Source organism: Kitasatospora sp. NPDC093102 (genome assembly GCF_040683915.1).
In the GTDB taxonomy this organism is placed as follows: Bacteria; Actinomycetota; Actinomycetes; order Streptomycetales; family Streptomycetaceae; genus Kitasatospora.
On record NZ_JBFBFA010000035.1, the window covers coordinates 26,909 to 44,846 of the forward strand.

The window sequence follows — 17,938 nt, forward strand, 5'->3', positions numbered from 1 at the left end:
CCGGACCGTCCGCGACGCCACGAAGGTTGCCAAGTGACCGACCAGACCCCCTACGGTGCCCCGGCGCCGTCCCCCAACCCGCCCTACGGCGCGCCCGTGCCGCCGCAGGCGCCGTACGGGCAGCCCGGCCAGCCCGGCCACCCTGCTCCCGACCAGGCCGGCTACCCCGGGTACGCCGCCTACGCGCCGGTACCGCCGCCGCGCAAGTCCCGCAAGACGCTGTGGATCGTGCTCGGCACCCTCGGCGCCGTCCTGCTCCTGGGCAGCGGCACGCTGGCGTACTTCGCCTGGAACGTGGCCAGCAACGCGGGCACCCAGAAGGTCGTCCTGCCGGCCGCCTTCAAGGACCTCAAGCTCAGCAGCGACAGCACCGTCACCGCCGCCATGGAGAAGGCGATGACCGACAGCATCGGCAAGGGCGACGGCAACTGGAAGCCCGTCGGCGTGGCCGGCATGTACGAGAACGCGCAGTCGGAGCCGCAGCTCATCGCGGTCGGGGCCTACGGGAAGGTCCTCATGCCGAAGCAGGAGCTGGACCAGGCCTTCAAGGGCGCGGCGGGTGCGGGCACGAAGGTCACCGACCGGCGCACCGTGGACGCCGGCCCCAAGGGCGGCACCATGGAGTGCGGCGTGATGGTCGAGGCCGACGGCAGCATCGGCATGTGTGCCTGGGCCGACAGCAGCAGCCTCGTCATCGTGATGCGGATGCCGGACGAGGGCGCCCAGCCCGACCTGGACAAGCTCGCCGTCGAGACCCGCGACCTGCGCGCGGCGGCCGAGGTCGCGAAGTAGGACCACGCGGCAGCGACGAAGGGGCCCCGCACCGGATCCGGTGCGGGGCCCCTCCCCGTGCGAAGGCCTCGGGTCAGGCGCTCTTCTCCCGGCGCTCGCGCTTGATCATGTCGCGCGGCACCAGGGTGGGGATGGCGTGCTTGGAGACCACGTCGCCGGTGACCACCACGCGGGCGACGTCCTGGCGCGAGGGGACCTCGTACATCACGGACATCAGCACCTCCTCCATGATGGCCCGCAGCCCGCGCGCGCCGGTGCCGCGCAGGATCGCCTGGTCGGCGATCGCCTCCAGCGCGTCCCGGGAGAACTCCAGCTCCACGCCGTCCAGTTCGAACAGCTTGCGGTACTGCTTGACCAGCGCGTTGCGCGGCTCGGTGAGGATCTGGAGCAGCGCCTCGCGGTCCAGGTTGTGCACGCTGGTGATCACCGGCAGACGGCCGATGAACTCGGGGATCATGCCGAACTTCACCAGGTCCTCGGGCATCACCTGGCGGAAGTGGTCGCTGGCGTCCGACTCCCGCTTGGAGCGGATGTTGGCACCGAAGCCGATGCCCTTGGCACCCGCGCGGCCCTCGATGATCCGCTCCAGGCCGGCGAACGCACCGCCGACGATGAACAGCACGTTGGTGGTGTCGATCTGGATGAACTCCTGGTGCGGGTGCTTGCGCCCGCCCTGCGGCGGCACCGAGGCGGTGGTGCCCTCCAGGATCTTCAGCAGGGCCTGCTGCACGCCCTCGCCGGAGACGTCCCGGGTGATCGACGGGTTCTCGCTCTTGCGCGCGACCTTGTCGATCTCGTCGATGTAGATGATCCCGGTCTCGGCCTTCTTGACGTCGTAGTCGGCCGCCTGGATCAGCTTGAGCAGGATGTTCTCGACGTCCTCGCCGACGTAGCCGGCCTCGGTCAGCGCGGTGGCGTCCGCGATCGCGAACGGCACGTTCAGCATCCGGGCCAGGGTCTGCGCCAGCAGCGTCTTGCCGGAGCCGGTGGGGCCCAGCAGCAGGATGTTGGACTTGGCCAGCTCGATGGCGTCCTCGCGGCCGTTGCCGCCGCTGCGGCCCGCCTCGCCGGCCTGGACACGCTTGTAGTGGTTGTAGACGGCCACCGACAGCGCCTTCTTGGCGAGGTCCTGACCGACCACGTACTGGTCCAGGAACTCGTAGATCTCGCGCGGCTTCGGGAGTTCCTCGAAGCGCACCTCGGAGGTCTCGGCGAGTTCCTCCTCGATGATCTCGTTGCACAGGTCGATGCACTCGTCGCAGATGTACACGCCTGGGCCGGCGATCAGCTTCTTCACCTGCTTCTGCGACTTGCCGCAGAACGAGCACTTGAGCAGGTCGCCACCGTCTCCGATGCGTGCCACGAGGTGCTTCCCCTTCGCCAGGGGCCCCGCAGGGGTTCCGGGGCCTGGTGCTGTGGACCGTCAACGCCGACGGCGCTCGGTCTCGCTATCCGACGGTACTCTGCCGGGCCCGTGATTCCGGCCTCTTCGCCAGGTCTGCCCTACGCCCTGGGCGAATTGATACCGAACAGATGCCGTCGCACGGGCCCGCCGATGGGCCGGGGCGGGGCGCGCACCCGCGTGCGCACCCCGCCCCGATGGGCCCCTCCGACCCGGTCGTGGGCCAGGAGGGAGCCGACCTCAGGAGGTCAGCGAGGTCTTGCGGGTGGTGATGATCTGGTCGACCAGGCCGTACTCGACGGCCTCCTCGGCGGTGAGGATCTTGTCGCGCTCGATGTCGTCGCGCACCTGCTCCGCCGTCTTGTTGGAGTGCTTGGAGAGCATCTCCTCCAGCTGCTCGCGCATCCGGAAGATCTCCTTGGCCTGGATCTCCAGGTCCGACACCTGGCCGCGGCCGGTCTCGGTGTACGGCTGGTGGATCAGGATGCGGGCGTTCGGCAGCGCCATCCGCTTGCCGGGGGTGCCGGCGGCGAGCAGCACGGCCGCGGCAGAGGCCGCCTGGCCCATGCAGACCGTGGTGATGTCCGGCTTCACGTACTGCATCGTGTCGTAGATGGCCGTCAGGGCCGTGAACGAGCCGCCGGGCGAGTTGATGTACATCTGGATCTCGCGGTCCGGGTCCATCGACTCCAGGCACAGCAGCTGCGCCATGATGTCGTTCGCCGAGACGTCGTCGACCTGCGAGCCGAGGAAGATGATGCGCTCCTCGAACAGCTTGGCGTACGGGTCGTACTCGCGGATGCCCTGCGTGGTGCGCTCGACGAAGCGCGGGACGATGTAGCGGCCCTCGGCGCGCATGTCCTCGACGCGGGCCTTGGCGGCCGACAGGCTGGGGATGTTCATGGGGGTCCTTGTCCTCCGGGGCGTTGGGGCTGTGGTCTCGCGGGCCGGGCCGAGGCTCAGGCAGCGCCCGTGCCGCCGCCGCCGGGGACGTCCGCGGCGCTGTGCATGATCGCGTCGATGAGGCCGTACTCCAGGGCCTCCTCCGGGGTGAACCAGCGGTCGCGGTCGGAGTCTGCGGTGATCTGGTCGAAGGACTGGCCGCTGTGGTGGGCGATCAGCTCGGACATCCGCTTCTTGGTGCGGAGCAGCTGCTCGGCCTGGATCCGGATGTCCGTGGCGGAACCGCCGAGGCCCGCGGAGGGCTGGTGCATCAGGATGGTGGAGTTCGGCAGCGAGAAGCGCTTGCCCGGGGCGCCCGCGGTGAGCAGGAACTGGCCCATCGAGGCCGCCATGCCCATCGCGATGGTGACGACGTCGTTCTTGATGTACTGCATGGTGTCGTAGATCGCCATGCCGGCCGAGATCGAGCCGCCCGGGGAGTTGATGTAGAGGAAGATGTCCTTTTCCGGGTCCGCGGCCAGCAGCAGCAGCTGCGCGGTGATCTTGTTGGCGATGTCGTCGTCGACCGCCTGGCCGAGGAAGATGATCCGCTCGTTGAGCAGCCGGTTGTAAACCTGGTCGCCAAGACCGCCGAGCACGTCACCAGCGGCGGCGTGCGGCGCCATCGGGCCAGGCATCTGCATCTGCGGGAACGTCACTTAGCCACCTGCTCAGTCGATTTGGACGGTCGCTCCACGGCCGTCGCGGTGTCGCACAGCGTCCGGGTATCACGTCGTGATTGTTGCTGTCCAAGGACCCTAACGCGCAGGCCGGGCCGCAGAATCCCTCACGCAGAACTGTTCGCTGTGAGCGCAGGGTCGCGGCGGCCCCCGGCGGGACGACAGCGGGCCCGGACACCGTACGGCGTCCGGGCCCGCTGCATCCCGAAGGGGCTACCGGGGCACTCAGGCCTCGGTCTTCTCCTCGGCGGAGGTCTCCTCGGCGGCGGCCTCGACGGTCTCGGCCGCCTCGTCCTCGTCGTCGAAGTTGATCTCGTTGCCCTCGGTGTCGACGACCTTGGCGGCCTCGACCACGGTGGCCAGCGCCTTGCCGCGGGCGACCTCGCCGACCAGCAGCGGAACCTGGCCGCCCTGGACGACCTGCTGGGCGAACTGGTCCGGGGTGAGGCCGGAGCCGGCGGCGCGGCGGATGAGGTGCTCGGTCAGCTCCTCCTGGTTAACACCCAGCTCCTCGTTGGCGACGATCTGGTCCAGGACGAACTGGGTCTTGATGCCCTTCTTCGCCTGCTCCTCGATCTCCGCGTCCCACTCCTCGCGGGTCTTGCCCTGGGTCTCCAGGTAGGAGTCGACGGTGAGGCCCATCGGCTGGAGCTGGTGGTGCTCCACGTTGTGCTTGCGGGTCTCGACCTCGTCCTTGAGGAGCTTCTCGGGGTACTCGATCTCAACCAGTGCGAGCAGCGCGTCCAGGACCTTCTCCTGGGCCTGGGTGGCCTGGTCGTACTCCTTCATGCGCTCCAGGCGCTTGCGGGAGTCGGCGCGCAGGTCCTCCAGGGTGTCGAACTCGCTGGCCAGCTGGGCGAACTCGTCGTCCAGCTCGGGCAGCTCCTTCTCCTGGACGGTGGTGACGGTGACGGTGACCTCGGAGGTCTTGCCCGCCTGGGTGCCACCCTTGAGCTCGGTCTCGAAGGTCTTCTCCTCGCCGGCGGACAGGCCGACGACGGCCTCGTCGATGCCGTCGATCAGGCGGCCCGAGCCGATCTCGTAGCTGACGCCACTGGCGGTGCCGTCCTCCGGCACCTCGCCGTCGACCTTGGCGACCAGGTCCACGACCACGATGTCGCCGACAGCGGCGGCGCGCTCGACGTCCTTGACCGAGGAGAAGCGCTCGCGCAGCTGCTCCAGCGACTTCTCGACGTCCTCGTCGGAGACGGCGATCGGGTCGACGGTCACCTCGATGGAGGAGAACTCCGGCAGGGTGATCTCGGGGCGGACGTCGACCTCGGCGGTGAACTTCAGGTCGCCGCCGTCGGCGATCGTCTCGACACCCTCGATGTTGGTGATGTCGGGCTGGCCGAGGACCTCGATCTTGCCCTCGTCGACGGCCTGCGTGTAGAAGCGCGGCAGGGCGTCGTTGACGGCCTCCTCCAGCACGGCACCACGGCCGAAGCGCTGGTCGATGACCCGGTTCGGGATCTTGCCCTTTCGGAAGCCCGGGACCGAGACCTGCTGGTTGATCTTCTTGTACGCCGCGTCGAGGCTGGGCTTGAGCTCCTCGAAGGGCACCTCGACGGTGAGTCGAACCCGGGTCGGGTTCAGAGTCTCGACGGCGCTCTTCACGGTTAGGTCTCCTATGGGCTTGCGGTCAGGTTGTCTCCGCCCGTCCCCGTCGTCCGGCCGGAGCCGGAAGGGGGGTCGGACGAGACGGGCGATGGGCGGTTGGAGCTGCATCTCCCGTGGGGTGGACGGTGAGCTTGACTCCTCGCCCTCGTGCGGTTGACCTGGGTGGACGCCACAGGGACTACCGCCAGCGCCCCATCCTACCGGTACCACGAAAGGCGGACGCCAGACGCCACCGTATCGCCGTCAGGAAGCTTTTCGACACAGAACAGGGCCCCGCCCCGGTGGGCGAGACCCTGCCGCACTGTCGGGGTGACCGGATTCGAACCGACGACCTTCCGCTCCCAAAGCGGACGCGCTACCAAACTGCGCCACACCCCGTGGTGCCGAGAGGAAGCGTACACGCCGGGCCTGCACGGCTCGCCGACTTGATCCGCGCGGGCGCGACGAGCGGCACATACCGCACATACCGCGCGGGCGCGCGGGGGGTGTGCGCAATGCGGTGTGCACTCGGGCGGCCGGACCAGGTACGCTGTTCCCCGAACTTCCGGCCGGTCACGGCTGGGGGGTCGCGCGGGCGTAGCTCAATGGTAGAGCCCTAGTCTTCCAAACTAGTCACGCGAGTTCGATTCTCGTCGCCCGCTCTCCGGTCCGGCCCCGGTGTGCTCAGCACACCGGGGCCGCCGGCGTTTCCGGGGTCCCCGCAGCGCCCGGACCCCGGAGCCCGGATCTCAGAGCCCGAGCCGGGCGGCCCGGGCGGCGGCCCGGTCCAGCAGCCGGTGGACGTCGCTCTCCCGGGTGGTCGGGCGGTCGTTGTACTCGTCCGGGGAGCGCGCCGGGCGGCCGGTGGCGTGCAGCACCTCCATCAGCTGGACCCGGGCGGTGCGCACGGTGGCCGGGGTGCCGTAGCCGTGCGCCAGGACGGCGGCCTGCGCGCCGAGCAGGCAGACCCGGCCGGCCGCGTCCCACATCGCGCCCTGGAGCCAGCCGTGCGCCCCGATGTAGCGGGAGGCGAGCCCGAGGTGGTCGGCCGCGCTGACCGGGACGGGGCGGGCCGGGCGGCCCAGCGCCCGGTCGAGCAGGGTGGCCCGGGGCTCGGGGTGGCCGGCCTGCCAGGGCCGCAGGGTGCGGCCGTACGGGCAGGCGTACGGCCGCGGGGTGCGCGCCGGGGCGGGCAGCGAGGCGAGGTAGGCCTCGATCTCGGCGACCAGCCCGGAGCCGGCGGGGCCGAGCGGAGACGGCCCGGGGGCGAGGAGGACGGGCGGGGGCGGGGCGGTGGTGCGGGGCATGCGGGTCCTCCGGGCGGACGGCCTTCAGGTTCCGCTGCCCAAAATGGGGCATTCAGGACTTTTCCGCGACCGGAGGACCGTAGGGTCCGGACGGTTTCCCGGTGGGCTGTCGGGCCGATAGCCTCGGCGGCGTCGAGTGCAGTTCGAGCGCGACCTCAACTGCCGCGCTCCCGAGGTGGAGGAGTCCCGGTGCGTCCGCAGGAGCGACTGGCCGTCATACAGCGCTGTGTGGTGCGGGAGATGGCGCGACTGGGCCAGGTGTTCCACCCGGAGGGCGAGGTGGTCCGCGGCCCCGGCACCACGGCGGTGGCGGTCCGCGAGCACCCCGGGGACGACGGCGCCGGGCACGTGGACCTCGGCTTCGTGCTGCACCTGGGCCGGGCGGACGCCCCGGTGGTGTGGGACTGCGCGGCCGGCCTCGGCAAGACCGAGGAGGAGAAGCTCGCCAACGCGGTGAAGATGTGGGCGACCACCACCGCCTCGGTGCTGGTCGAGCTGGCGGACGGCCGCGGGGTGCACGCCGACCGCCCGGACGTGCCCGAACTCCCGGGCTGGCACGCGGTGCAGGGGCCGGCCGCGGTGTTCGGCTTCGGCAACGAGCAGCTGGCGACCTGGCTGGCCGAGCACCGGGTGCTGCCGGCGCTGGCGCCCGCGCTGCGCGGGGAGTTGACCGGGCCCGGGCCGGTGGGCGTCAAGCTCTTCCTGGGCGGGAAGGCGGGGGACGACGTCGCCGAGGTCCGGGTGGGCGGCGAGGTGTCGGAGGCGGCGTCGGCGGCGCTGCGTGCTCTGGACTGGCCACGGGGGGAACGGCTGTGCTGGGCGCGGCTGTTCGTGCTGTTGACGGCCGAGCCGACCATGCCGGGACGGACCGCGTCGGCGGGTGCCGGGGCACCCGCACCGATGCGTGTCCCGGCCCCGGCGGCGGCACGCCCCCGGGGACTGTTCGCTCGCTGGCGGGAGGCCAGACGGGCCGGCCGGTGACCCTTCGACGGGGGTGCGGACGGCCCGGCCGGATCAGCCGCCGGTGATGCCGGAGATGCTGTGCGCGAGGTTGGCCAGCAGGGAGTTGATCGAGGTCGCGACCGTGGTTTCGTGCAGCATGAAGCCGAACAGGGCGGCGACGATCGCGTGCGGGATCTTCATCTGCTTGTTGCGGATGAAGATGATGCACAGGATCGCGAACAGGACCAGTGCGGAGACGGAGAGTGCCACCCGGACTCACTTCCTCGTTTTCATAGCGGGGTGCCACCGCCCGGCGACACCTGCGAAAGCCGGACCCCGGCCTGTCCGACGGTCCCGAGGCGGAATCGCGGACCGTCCGGCACACCGCCGGTGAGGGAGCCCACGGCGGACCGCTTTCTGTCGTGTCGCACCTGACGCCCCCATCCCCCGAATCCTGAACAGTCCCGCCCGGACTCAGTGTGGTCGACCGTGCCGATTGCGTAAAGGTCTGACAGTCAGCCCAACGCCGATATCCTGCGATGCGAGACGGTTTTCCGCCGACCGGGACGATAGCGGAGGCGTCTTGACGAATCATCGGCGGGGCCGTGCTGAGCGGCCGGAAAACGGCCGCGGGCGGGTAGCGGAAGCTGCTGGTCCGGTCAGTCGACGGGGCGTCCGATTTGGCTGAAGATCAGCTGCCAGGCTTGACAGCGGCGGCTGCCCGCGGCATGTGCCGGGCGGGGGCGTCAGTCGCGCCAGATCAGCAGCACGGCGCGGTCGTCGTTGATGTCCCGGGCGACCGTCTCGATCAGCGCGGCCGCGGCGCCCGTGCCCGTGCCGGGTCCGCCGCCGGGCACCAGCCGGTCCGCCTCCCCCATCAGCCGGTCCATGCCCTCCGCGAGGTCCCGGCCCGGCGCCTCGACCATGCCGTCGGTGCACAGCATCAGCACGTCGCCCCGGTTCAGCCGGCCTCGCACGCCCTCGAACTTGGCACCGTCGTAGATCCCCAGCAGCGGGCCGTCGGCCTGCTGGACCTCCCAGCGCCCCTCCCCGGCGAGCCGCTGCATGCCCGGCAGGTGCCCGGCGGAGAGCAGCTCGTACTCACCGGTGTCCAGGTCCAGCACCAGGTGGACGGCGGTGGCGAAGCCCTCCTCCCAGGACTGGCGCAGCAGGTAGCCGTTGGCGGCGGGCAGAAAGTCGTGCGCGGGCAGCGAGCCGACCAGTCCGCCGAAGGCACCGGAGAGCAGCAGTGCGCGGGAGCCGGCGTCCATGCCCTTGCCGGAGACGTCCGCGAGGACCACCTCCAGCAGCCGCTGGCCAGGGCCGGTGCGGGCGGCGACCACGAAGTCCCCGGAGAAGGACTGGCCGCCGGCCGGGCGCAGCGCCATGTCCGCGTGCCAGCCGTCCGGCAGCTCGGGCACCCGGCTCTGCACCCGCAGCCGCTCGCGCAGGTCGAACAGCATGGTGGATCCGCCCCACCAGGGCACTCCGACCCGGGCCCGGAACTGGGCGAGCAGCAGGCCGCCCACTCCGGCGGCGCCGACCACCAGGGCGGCGCCCGGGGTCACGCCGTACAGGTAGGCCTCGGGGTTGTCGCTGGCGACCCGCTGGCCGGTGTGGATCACGGACTCGGAGGAGAGGCCGAGCGCGGCCAGCGCGTAGAGCACCACCAGGCTGCCGGGGCGCAGCAGCAGGGCGCCGGCCAGGATCGGCAGGACCAGGGAGGTGGGCGGGGCCCAGTCGGGGAACCAGATGTTGAGCAGGATCAGCAGCGGGACGAGCAGGGCGAGCGCGCAGAGCACGGGCCAGTCGGCGGCGCCTCCGCGGAAGTAGTCCACACCGGCCGTGCGCAGCCTTCGGCGGACCCGGCGGACCCTCTTGCGCAACCGGGCCGTCACGGACTCGGACGCCGGGGCGGCGCCGGGCCTCGTCGCAGTCGTCTGGGGCGGTGTGCCCGGCGCTCTGCCAGCCATGGGGTCCGACCCTATCCACGGGCACCGCCCGGCGTCGACGGGCCGGGGGCGGACACGGGCGCCGGAGCGCGGGGCGTGCAGCAGGTTTCGGCCGATCGGAACGGTTGCGGGCGTGCCGTCAGGAGTCGTGCGCGGATTGGGCCTACGAACCGTGCGGGCGGCGCGTGCGCCCCGCGCGCGGGGGCGTCCGCGCGCCGTGGCCTGTGGCCGATCCCACAGGCGGCGCGGGGCCGTTCCGGGCCGGTCGTGCGGCCCCCGGGGGCTTTCCGGCGCTTCCCGGAGACGGCGGCGGCCGGTCGCACGGGAGCGTGCGACCGGCCGCCGGGAAGGACGGGTGGCGGGATCAGCCCTGCGGGTGGTGGGCCGGGATCGGCGGGAGCTCGCCGGTGGTCTCGTACTCGCTCAGCATCTCGATCCGGCGGGTGTGCCGGGGCTCGCCGCTGTACGGGGTGTCGAGGAAGACCTCGACGAACTTGGTGGCCTCCTCCAGCGTGTGCATGCGGCCGCCGATGGAGATCACGTTGGCGTTGTTGTGCTGACGGCCGAGCTCGGCGGTCTGCACGCTCCAGGCCAGCGCGGCCCGGACGCCCTTGACCTTGTTGGCGGCGATCGCCTCTCCGTTGCCCGAGCCGCCGATCACGATGCCCAGGGCATCCTCGTCGGCGGCGGTGCGCTCGGCGGCGCGCAGGCAGAACGGCGGGTAGTCGTCCTCGGCGTCGTAGATGTGCGGCCCGCAGTCGACCGGCTCGTGGCCGGCCCCCTTGAGCCACTCCACGAGGTGGTTCTTCAGTTCGTATCCGGCATGGTCGGAGCCCAGGTACACGCGCATGCCATGAGTGTGGCATGCGCGTGCACCCGGGCCCGACAACGGGGCGCCGGCGGGGTGGGTCAGCGCCGGCCGAGCAGCTTCCAGGCCAGCGGCAGGGCGCCGGCGGCGAAGGCGGCCTTGAGGGCGTCGCCGACCAGGTACGGGTAGAGGCCGAGCTCGGCGGCGCGGGCGAGCGACACGTGCAGCGACAGGGCGAGGTACGGGACGCCGACCGCGTAGATGGCGAGGCTGCCGAGGACCATGGTGACGACGGTGTTGACCGGGGTGCGGTCGGCGCCGCGGCGGGCCAGCGCACCGGTCAGGGCCGCGGCGAGGACGAAGCCGAGCACGTAGCCGAAGGAGGCCATCGCCCAGCCCGAGGTGCCCTCGGCGAACCAGGGCAGGCCCGCCATGCCGGCCAGCATGTACAGCACGAGCGAGGCGACGCCGCGGCGGGCGCCGAGCGCGGTGCCGACCAGCAGGGCGGCGAAGGTCTGGCCGGTGACCGGCACCGGCGAGCCGGGCACGTTCACCGACAGCTGGGCGGCCAGGCCGGTCAGCGCGGCGCCGCCGGCCACCAGGGCCAGGTCGCGGGCCTGGGCACCGAGGCGGGTGGAGGCGGCGGGCAGCAGGTCGGCGAGGACGGCGCGGCGCGGTATCGGGGTGGTGGCAGTGGCCATCGGGGCTCCTCCGTGAGAGTCCAGGTGAGTGAACACCTGTGAACCTACGCGGTGATCCACTGGGCGAACGGCACGGTTTCGGACAAACCCCCGCCCTCGGGCGTTGTCGGAACCGGCCCTGAACGACTCCAGGTCACAGCACGGTCACGGTGGGTTTCGGCGCGGTCCGCATGATGAGCCCCTATCGAACATTCTTGGCATGGACAGGGGTGTCGCCGGATATTGGACAGCTCATGCCGCATACCGCACAGTCTGGAACCACCCCTATGGCCCCCACTTCCGCGCCTCCGGCGACCGGGACCCCTGACGGCACCCAGCCGGCCGCAGCGCCGGCTTCGGGTGGCCAGCAGCTCTCCCACGGGCTGAAGCAGCGCCACCTGTCCATGATCGCCCTCGGCGGCGTGATCGGCGCGGGCCTCTTCGTCGGCTCCGGCGCCGGCATCGCGGCCGCCGGGCCGGCGATCATCCTGGCGTTCGTGCTCTCCGGCCTCCTGGTCATGCTGATCATGCGGATGCTCGGTGAGATGTCCGCCGCCCGTCCCGCCTCCGGATCGTTCTCGGTGCACGCCGAGAAGGAGATCGGCCCGTGGGCCGGGATCACGGCCGGCTGGATGTACTGGGTGATGCTGTGCTGCGGCGTCGCCGCCGAGGCCACCGCCGCGGGGAAGATCGTCAACGGCTGGATACCCGGCGTCTCCGCCTGGGTCTGGGTCGGCCTGTTCATGGCCTTCTTCTGCGCCAGCAACCTCTCCGCGGTGAAGAACTTCGGCGAGTTCGAGTTCTGGTTCGCCGCGATCAAGATCGCCGCGATCGTCACCTTCCTGGTCCTCGGCGGGCTCGGCATCGCCGGCGTGCTCGGCCCCGGTGCCCCCGGCACGACGAACCTCACCGGCCAGGGCGGCTTCCTGCCCAACGGCGTCGAGGGGCTGATCGTCGGCCTGCTCGCCTCGGTCTTCGCGTACGGCGGTCTGGAGACCGTGACCATCGCCGCCGCCGAGTCCGAGGACCCCAAGAAGAACGTCGCCAACGCCGTGCGCACCGCGGTGTGGCGGATCGCGATCTTCTACATCGGCTCGATGGCCCTGGTGGTCACCCTGGTCTCCTGGAAGGACCCGGCGGTCGTCGCCGACGGCCCGTACGTCACCGTGCTGCGCCACCTCGGGGTGCCGGCGGCCGGAACGATCATGCAGGTGGTGGTGCTGGTCGCGCTGCTGTCCGCGATGAACGCCAACATCTACGGCGCCTCCCGGATGGCGTACTCGCTGGTCGGCCGCGGCCAGGGCCCCAAGGCGCTGGCCAAGGTCAGCGGCGGGGTGCCGCGCAGGGCCGTGCTGGCCTCCTGTCTGTTCGGCTTCGGCGCCGTGCTGGCCGCCAAGTTCTGGCCGGACACGGTGTTCACCTGGCTGATGAACACCACCGGCGTGGCGATCCTGGTGGTCTGGCTGTTCATCTGCGCGGTCCAGCTGCGGATGCGCCGCCGGCTGGAGCGCGAGGCTCCCGAGCTGCTCACCGTGAAGATGTGGGGCTTCCCGTACCTGACCTGGATCGCGATGGCCGCGGTGGCCGGCATCCTCGCCCTGATGACCACCACCGAGGGCAACCGCGAGCAGCTGTACGCGGCCGGCGTGCTGGTCACGGCGCTCATCGTCGCGGGGCTGCTCAAGCAGCGCCGGGACGCCGCCCCGCGCTGACCTTCCCGTCCCGCGCGCGGCAGGGCCCGGCACCGATCGGTACCGGGCCCTGCTGCTTTTCCGGAGGCGTTCCCCCGGGACTACTCGAACGACGGGCCGGCCGTGCGGGTGCGCTTGATCTCGTAGAAGCCCGGGGTGGAGGCCACCAGCAGGGTGCCGTCCCACAGCCGGGCCGCGGCCTCGCCCTTCGGGGCCGGGGTCACCACCGGGCCGAAGAAGGCCACCCGCTCGCCGTCCACGCCCTCGACCGCGATCACCGGGGTGCCGACGTCCTCGCCGACCAGGGTGATGCCCTCCTTGTGCGAGGCGCGCAGGGCCTCGTCGTACGCGTCCGTACCGGCCGCGTCGGCCAGCTCGGCGGGCAGGCCCGCTGCCACCAGGGCCGCCGTCATGGTCTCCCGGTTCTGCGGCAGGCCCTGGTTGTGGAAGCGCACGCCCAGCTCGGTGTAGAGCCGGCCGAGCACCTCCGGCCCGTGCTGCTCGGCGGCGGCGGTGCAGACCCGCACCGCGCCCCAGGCGTTGTCCAGCATCTCCCGGTAGTTCTCCGGGAGGTCCCGGTGCTCGTTGAGCACCGACAGGCTCATCACGTGCCAGTGCACGTCGACCGGACGCAGCTGCTGGACCTCGATCAGCCAGCGGGAGGTCATCCACGCCCACGGGCAGGCCGGGTCGAACCAGAAGTCGGCGGTCTTGCGGTCAGCGGCAGTCGTCACTGCGTGTCGTCCTTCGTGAGTGGTCCGAGGCAGGGAGGTGTTCCACCCCGGCAACCCCAACACCCGCCCGACACCGCTGATTCCGGTCCTGGCGCGGCGGCCTGTGCAATGGTACTGACGACACGGGGCGTGAAAGGATGGCCCCGCGTGCGCGGAGCACACCCCGCGCCGAGACCGCACCACCCACAGGCGCACCACCGTGCGAGCCGGACAAAGGAGTACCGCCGTGCCGGGCAAGAACCTCAGCCGCGACGAGGCGCAGCAGCGGGCCAGCATCCTGGCCGTGGACGGCTACCAGGTCCGGCTGGACGTGACCTCGGCCCCGGACCGGGAGGCCGGCACCTTCCGCTCCACCACCACCGTCGCCTTCCGCTGCTCCCAGCCCGGTGCGGGCACCTTCCTCGACCTGCTCGCCCCCGCCGTCCGCTCGGTCACCCTCAACGGCCGCGCCCTCGACCCGGCCACCGCCTACGACGGCGCCCGGGTGCACGTCGACGGCCTGGCCGCCGAGAACGTGCTGACCGTCGAGGCGGACTGCGCCTACAGCCGCACCGGCGAGGGCCTGCACCGCTTCGTCGACCCGGTGGACGGCGAGACCTACCTCTACACCCACTACGAGCCGGCCGACGCCCGCCGGGTGTTCGCGAACTTCGAGCAGCCCGACCTGAAGGCCCCGTTCACCTTCACCGTGACCGCCCCGGCCGCCTGGGACGTGTGGTCCAACGCCCCGCACGAGAACGTCACCGAGCAGGACGCCTGCCGCACCTGGGAGTTCGCGCCGACCAAGCCGATCTCCACCTACCTCACCGCCGTCGTCGCCGGCCCGTACCACGTCGCCCGCGACCACTACCGCCGCGAGCTGGCCGACGGCACCACGCTGGAGATCCCGCTCTCCGCGATGTGCCGCCAGTCGCTGGCCCCGTACTTCGACGCGGACGAGATCCTCGGCGTCACCAAGCTCGGACTCGACTTCTTCCATGAGGAGTTCGACTACCCGTACCCCTTCGGCAAGTACGACCAGGCCTTCGTTCCCGAGTACAACATCGGCGCGATGGAGAACCCCGGCTGCGTCACCTTCCGCGAGGAGTTCGTCTTCCGCTCGAAGGTCACCGACGCCGCGTACGAGGGCCGGGCCAACGTCATCCTGCACGAGATGGCGCACATGTGGTTCGGCGACCTGGTCACCATGCGCTGGTGGGACGACCTGTGGCTGAAGGAGTCCTTCGCCGACTTCATGGGCTCCTACGGCCTGATCGGCGCCCGCACCCGCTACTCCTCGGCCTGGGTCACCTTCGCCAACCAGCGCAAGGCCTGGGCCTACCGGCAGGACCAGTTCCCCACCACCCACCCGATCACCGCGGACATCCGGGACCTCGAGGACGCCAAGCTCAACTTCGACGGCATCACCTACGCCAAGGGCGCCTCCGTCCTCAAGCAGCTGGTGGCGTACGTCGGTTCGGAGGCCTTCTTCGAGGGCGCCCGCCGCTACTTCAAGCGCCATGCCTTCGGCAACACCGAACTGGGCGACCTGCTGGAGGTGCTGGAGGAGACCAGCGGCCGGGACCTCAAGGCCTGGGCCGCCGCCTGGCTCCAGACCTCCGGGGTCAACGCGCTCACCCCGCAGGTCACGGCCGACGCCGAGGGCCGGATCACCGAGCTGGCCGTGCTCCAGGACGGCGACGTACTGCGCCCGCACCGGATCGCGGTCGGCCTGTACGACCGGGACGCCGACGGCGCCCTGGTGCGCACCGGGCGGATCGAACTGGACGTCACCGGCGCCCGGACCGTCGTCGCCGAGGCCGCCGGCCTGCCCCGCCCGGCGCTGGTGCTGCTCAACGACGACGACCTGACCTACTGCAAGATCCGCTTCGACGAGGACTCGCTGGAGAACCTGCGCAGCGGCCTCGGCGACATCCACGACGAGCTGGCCCGCGCGCTCGCCTGGTCCGCGGTCTGGAACCTCACCCGGGACGGCCTGATGCCGGCCCGCGACTACGTCGCCCTGGTGCTGCGCTTCGCCGGCCAGGAGGGCAACATCGGCGTGCTCCAGTCGCTGCACGCCCAGGCCAAGACCGCCGTCGACCTGTACGCCGACCCGGCCTGGCGCGGCGAGGGCGGCCGGCTGCTCGCCGACGGCGCCCTGAGCGAGCTGCGCGAGGCCGTCCCCGCCAGCGACCACCAGCTGGCCTGGGCCCGCTTCCTCGCCCAGACCGCGGGCGGCGCCGAGCACCTCGGCCTGGTCCGCGGCCTGCTCTCCGGCAGCGCCCGGGTCGACGGCCTGGAGGTCGACCAGGAGCTGCGCTGGTCGCTGTGGCTCGCGCTGGCCGCGGCCGGCCAGGCCACCGACGAGGAGCTGGCCGCCGAACTGGCCGCCGACAACACCGCGAGCGGCAAGCGCCACTACACCCAGTGCCTGGCCGCCCGGCCCACGGCGGAGGCCAAGGCCGCCGCCTGGTCGGCCGTGATCGACTCGGACGAACTGCCGAGCGCCCTGGTCGAGGCCAACACCGCGGGCTTCTCGATCCCCTCCCAGCGCGACCTGAGCGCCCTCTACGCGGCGCCGTACTTCAAGCTGCTGGAGCGGATCTGGGCCGAGCGGACCATCGAGATCGCGATGCGGATCGTCGGCGGCTTCTTCCCGATCGCCCAGGCCGACGAGCAGACCCTGGCCGAGGCCGACGCCTGGCTCGCGGGGCACCCGCAGGCCGCGCCGGCCCTGCGCCGCCTGGTGCTGGAGCGCCGGGACGACCTGGCCCGCGCACTGCGGGCGCAGGCCTGCGACCGGATCTGACGGACCGTACGGCCTGACGCCGTGGGCCCCGGCCGCTCCTGGAACCCAGGGAGCGGCCGGGGCCCACGGCCGTTCGAGGCGCGGGGAGTGCGCTCGGACGTAGACCTTCCGGATCGCGTCGCCACCGTCGTGCCCCTCCCAGGCCTCCCGGGTCGTCCTGCGCGGGGTACGCCTCCCAGCCGGCGCAGCCGTCCTCGGCGAGGCACAGCGGCCGCATCCGGGCCGGGGCGGGGGGGACGGTCAGTCGCGGCGCAGGCCGCGGTCCAGCGCGGCGATCGCGCTGCCCTGGGCGTCGTCGCCGTCCAGCGACCAGACCATCACGCCGGCCAGGTCGTTCCAGCGCGTGTACCGCGCCTTCTGGGTGAGCACCTCGGCGGTGTCGTAGCTGTAGAAGGTGGTGCCGTCGTACTTCCAGGACGCGCCGTGGTCGCGGTCCACGTAGACCTTGCCCGGCAGCGCGTTGATCTCCTGGTAGGAGTGGTCGGGCGCGGAGGCGGTGGCGCTCTGGAAGAGGCCGCCGCGCTTGCCGGGGGCGACGCCGGTCCAGGCGTGGCCGTACAGCGGGGCCCCGAGGACGAGCTGCTCGGAGGGCAGGCCGCGCTCCTGGTAGTGGGTGACGGCCGTGTCGGCGCTGCGCCGGCGCGGGTCCGGGTCGGCCGGGTCGGAGTACAGGTTGGCCTGGTGGTTGGCCGGGCCCTTGCCCTCCCACGGGCCGTGCAGGTCGTAGGTCATCACGTTCAGCCAGTCCACCGACTCGCTCAGCTCGGGCAGTTCGAGCCGGTCGGCGACGGTCTCGTTGGCGGCCACGGCGGCGGTCAGCAGGTAGCGCTTGCCCTTCTTGCCGCTCAGCGCGTCCAGCTGGTCGCGGAACTCCCGCATCAGCAGGGTGAAGTTGCGCCCGTCCTCGGGTCGGACCACGTTGCCCGCGTCCCCGCCGCCGCCCGGGTACTCCCAGTCGATGTCGATGCCGTCGAAGACGCCGGCGGCCGCGCCCTTGCCGCCCTCCGGGGAGTCGGCCAGGACCGGCAGGTCGCCCTTGAGGTAGAGGTCGATGCAGGAGGAGACGAACTTCTTGCGGGCCTGGTCGGTGGCGGCCGCGTCGGAGAAGTACGTGGACCAGGTCCAGCCGCCCAGCGAGATGACCGTGCGCAGCTGGGGGTTCTTCGCCTTGAGCTTGCGCAGCTGGTTGAAGTGGCCCTTCAGCTTCTGGCCCGGCGCGTCGGCCACGCCGTCCACCGACTCGGCTGCGGAGAAGGGGCGCTGGTAGTCGTTGCGGGCGTCGCCCTGGCCGGCCTCGTTGCTCTCGAAGCAGGTGCCGTCGGCGGAGACGTTGCCGAATGCGTAGTTGATGACGGTGAGCTTGGCCGCCTGGCCGGACTCCTGGACCCGCTTGGCGGAGCTGTCGGCGCCCCACTGGGTGAAGTAGCCGACCCGCTGGCCCTTCAGCTTCGGGCCGTGCCGTCCGTCGGCGGCGTTGGCGGTGGCGGGGGCGGCGAGCAGCGCGGCGACGGTGGCGGCGGCGAGCAGGGCTGAGGCGCGAGTGGGCATACCGGACCTGTTCTCTGAAGCGGCGTCAAATGGTCTGGACCAGATGAGAGAGAGGTTTAGTCCATCTGCC

The 17,938-nt window shown here is 71.7% G+C and carries 15 protein-coding genes and 2 tRNA genes; 5 read left to right on the forward strand and 12 right to left on the reverse strand.

Annotated features, from left to right (window positions below; genetic code table 11):
• The first annotated feature begins 33 nt into the window (after positions 1–33).
• Entirely contained in the window at positions 34–792 is a 759-nt protein-coding gene (locus tag AB0O11_RS30060) for a hypothetical protein (protein WP_363393256.1), read from the forward strand.
• 73 nt (positions 793–865) lie between these two features.
• On the opposite strand, the gene clpX is transcribed toward AB0O11_RS30060, so the two are convergent.
• The 5 genes from clpX to AB0O11_RS30085 form a co-directional block, all read right to left on the reverse strand.
• A complete protein-coding gene (gene clpX / locus AB0O11_RS30065) occupies positions 866–2,155 on the reverse strand; it encodes an ATP-dependent Clp protease ATP-binding subunit ClpX (RefSeq protein WP_045696864.1) in 1,290 nt (429 codons plus the stop codon).
• A gap of 279 nt (positions 2,156–2,434) precedes the next feature.
• A complete protein-coding gene (locus tag AB0O11_RS30070) occupies positions 2,435–3,097 on the reverse strand; it encodes an ATP-dependent Clp protease proteolytic subunit (RefSeq protein WP_224277476.1) in 663 nt (220 codons plus the stop codon).
• 56 nt (positions 3,098–3,153) lie between these two features.
• A complete protein-coding gene (locus AB0O11_RS30075; RefSeq protein ID WP_363393366.1) occupies positions 3,154–3,762 on the reverse strand; it encodes an ATP-dependent Clp protease proteolytic subunit in 609 nt (202 codons plus the stop codon).
• A gap of 279 nt (positions 3,763–4,041) precedes the next feature.
• The gene (gene tig, locus AB0O11_RS30080; RefSeq protein WP_363393259.1) at positions 4,042–5,433 is read right to left on the reverse strand and encodes a trigger factor; all 1,392 of its coding nucleotides are present in this window, start codon (positions 5,431–5,433) and stop codon (positions 4,042–4,044) included.
• 307 nt (positions 5,434–5,740) lie between these two features.
• Positions 5,741–5,814 (reverse strand) — tRNA-Pro (locus AB0O11_RS30085).
• 192 nt (positions 5,815–6,006) lie between these two features.
• Between AB0O11_RS30085 and AB0O11_RS30090 the strand changes: the two genes are divergently transcribed.
• Positions 6,007–6,077: transfer RNA gene (locus tag AB0O11_RS30090), tRNA-Gly, on the forward strand.
• A gap of 87 nt (positions 6,078–6,164) precedes the next feature.
• On the opposite strand, the gene AB0O11_RS30095 is transcribed toward AB0O11_RS30090, so the two are convergent.
• Entirely contained in the window at positions 6,165–6,722 is a 558-nt protein-coding gene (locus tag AB0O11_RS30095; protein ID WP_363393262.1) for a hypothetical protein, read from the reverse strand.
• 189 nt (positions 6,723–6,911) lie between these two features.
• On the opposite strand from AB0O11_RS30095, the gene AB0O11_RS30100 reads away from it, so the two are divergent.
• On the forward strand, positions 6,912–7,703 hold the full coding sequence (locus tag AB0O11_RS30100; RefSeq protein ID WP_363393265.1) for a DUF6348 family protein: 792 nt from the start codon (positions 6,912–6,914) through the stop codon (positions 7,701–7,703).
• Between the two features lie 33 nt (positions 7,704–7,736).
• On the opposite strand, the gene AB0O11_RS30105 is transcribed toward AB0O11_RS30100, so the two are convergent.
• The 4 genes from AB0O11_RS30105 to AB0O11_RS30120 form a co-directional block, all read right to left on the reverse strand.
• Entirely contained in the window at positions 7,737–7,934 is a 198-nt protein-coding gene (locus tag AB0O11_RS30105) for a hypothetical protein (RefSeq protein WP_049648957.1), read from the reverse strand.
• Between the two features lie 476 nt (positions 7,935–8,410).
• Positions 8,411–9,637: a PP2C family protein-serine/threonine phosphatase gene (locus tag AB0O11_RS30110; protein ID WP_363393268.1), complete on the reverse strand. Its 1,227-nt coding sequence runs from the start codon at positions 9,635–9,637 to the stop codon at positions 8,411–8,413.
• A 343-nt stretch (positions 9,638–9,980) separates the two neighbouring features.
• Positions 9,981–10,466 (reverse strand): ribose-5-phosphate isomerase, encoded by a 486-nt coding sequence (locus AB0O11_RS30115; RefSeq protein WP_363393271.1) that lies wholly within the window; start codon positions 10,464–10,466, stop codon positions 9,981–9,983.
• A gap of 59 nt (positions 10,467–10,525) precedes the next feature.
• Complete coding sequence (locus AB0O11_RS30120; RefSeq protein WP_363393274.1) at positions 10,526–11,125, reverse strand: biotin transporter BioY; 600 nt, start codon at positions 11,123–11,125, stop codon at positions 10,526–10,528.
• A gap of 383 nt (positions 11,126–11,508) precedes the next feature.
• Here AB0O11_RS30120 and AB0O11_RS30125 point away from each other — a divergent pair, with 383 nt between their 5' ends.
• Positions 11,509–12,816 (forward strand): amino acid permease, encoded by a 1,308-nt coding sequence (locus AB0O11_RS30125; RefSeq protein WP_363393368.1) that lies wholly within the window; start codon positions 11,509–11,511, stop codon positions 12,814–12,816.
• A gap of 80 nt (positions 12,817–12,896) precedes the next feature.
• Here AB0O11_RS30125 and AB0O11_RS30130 read toward each other — a convergent pair whose 3' ends face one another.
• A complete protein-coding gene (locus AB0O11_RS30130; protein ID WP_363393277.1) occupies positions 12,897–13,529 on the reverse strand; it encodes a DsbA family protein in 633 nt (210 codons plus the stop codon).
• Between the two features lie 226 nt (positions 13,530–13,755).
• Between AB0O11_RS30130 and pepN the strand changes: the two genes are divergently transcribed.
• A complete protein-coding gene (pepN, locus tag AB0O11_RS30135; protein ID WP_363393280.1) occupies positions 13,756–16,320 on the forward strand; it encodes an aminopeptidase N in 2,565 nt (854 codons plus the stop codon).
• A gap of 240 nt (positions 16,321–16,560) precedes the next feature.
• Here pepN and AB0O11_RS30140 read toward each other — a convergent pair whose 3' ends face one another.
• Complete coding sequence (locus AB0O11_RS30140; RefSeq protein WP_363393283.1) at positions 16,561–17,868, reverse strand: glycoside hydrolase family 18 protein; 1,308 nt, start codon at positions 17,866–17,868, stop codon at positions 16,561–16,563.
• Positions 17,869–17,938 lie beyond the last annotated feature (70 nt).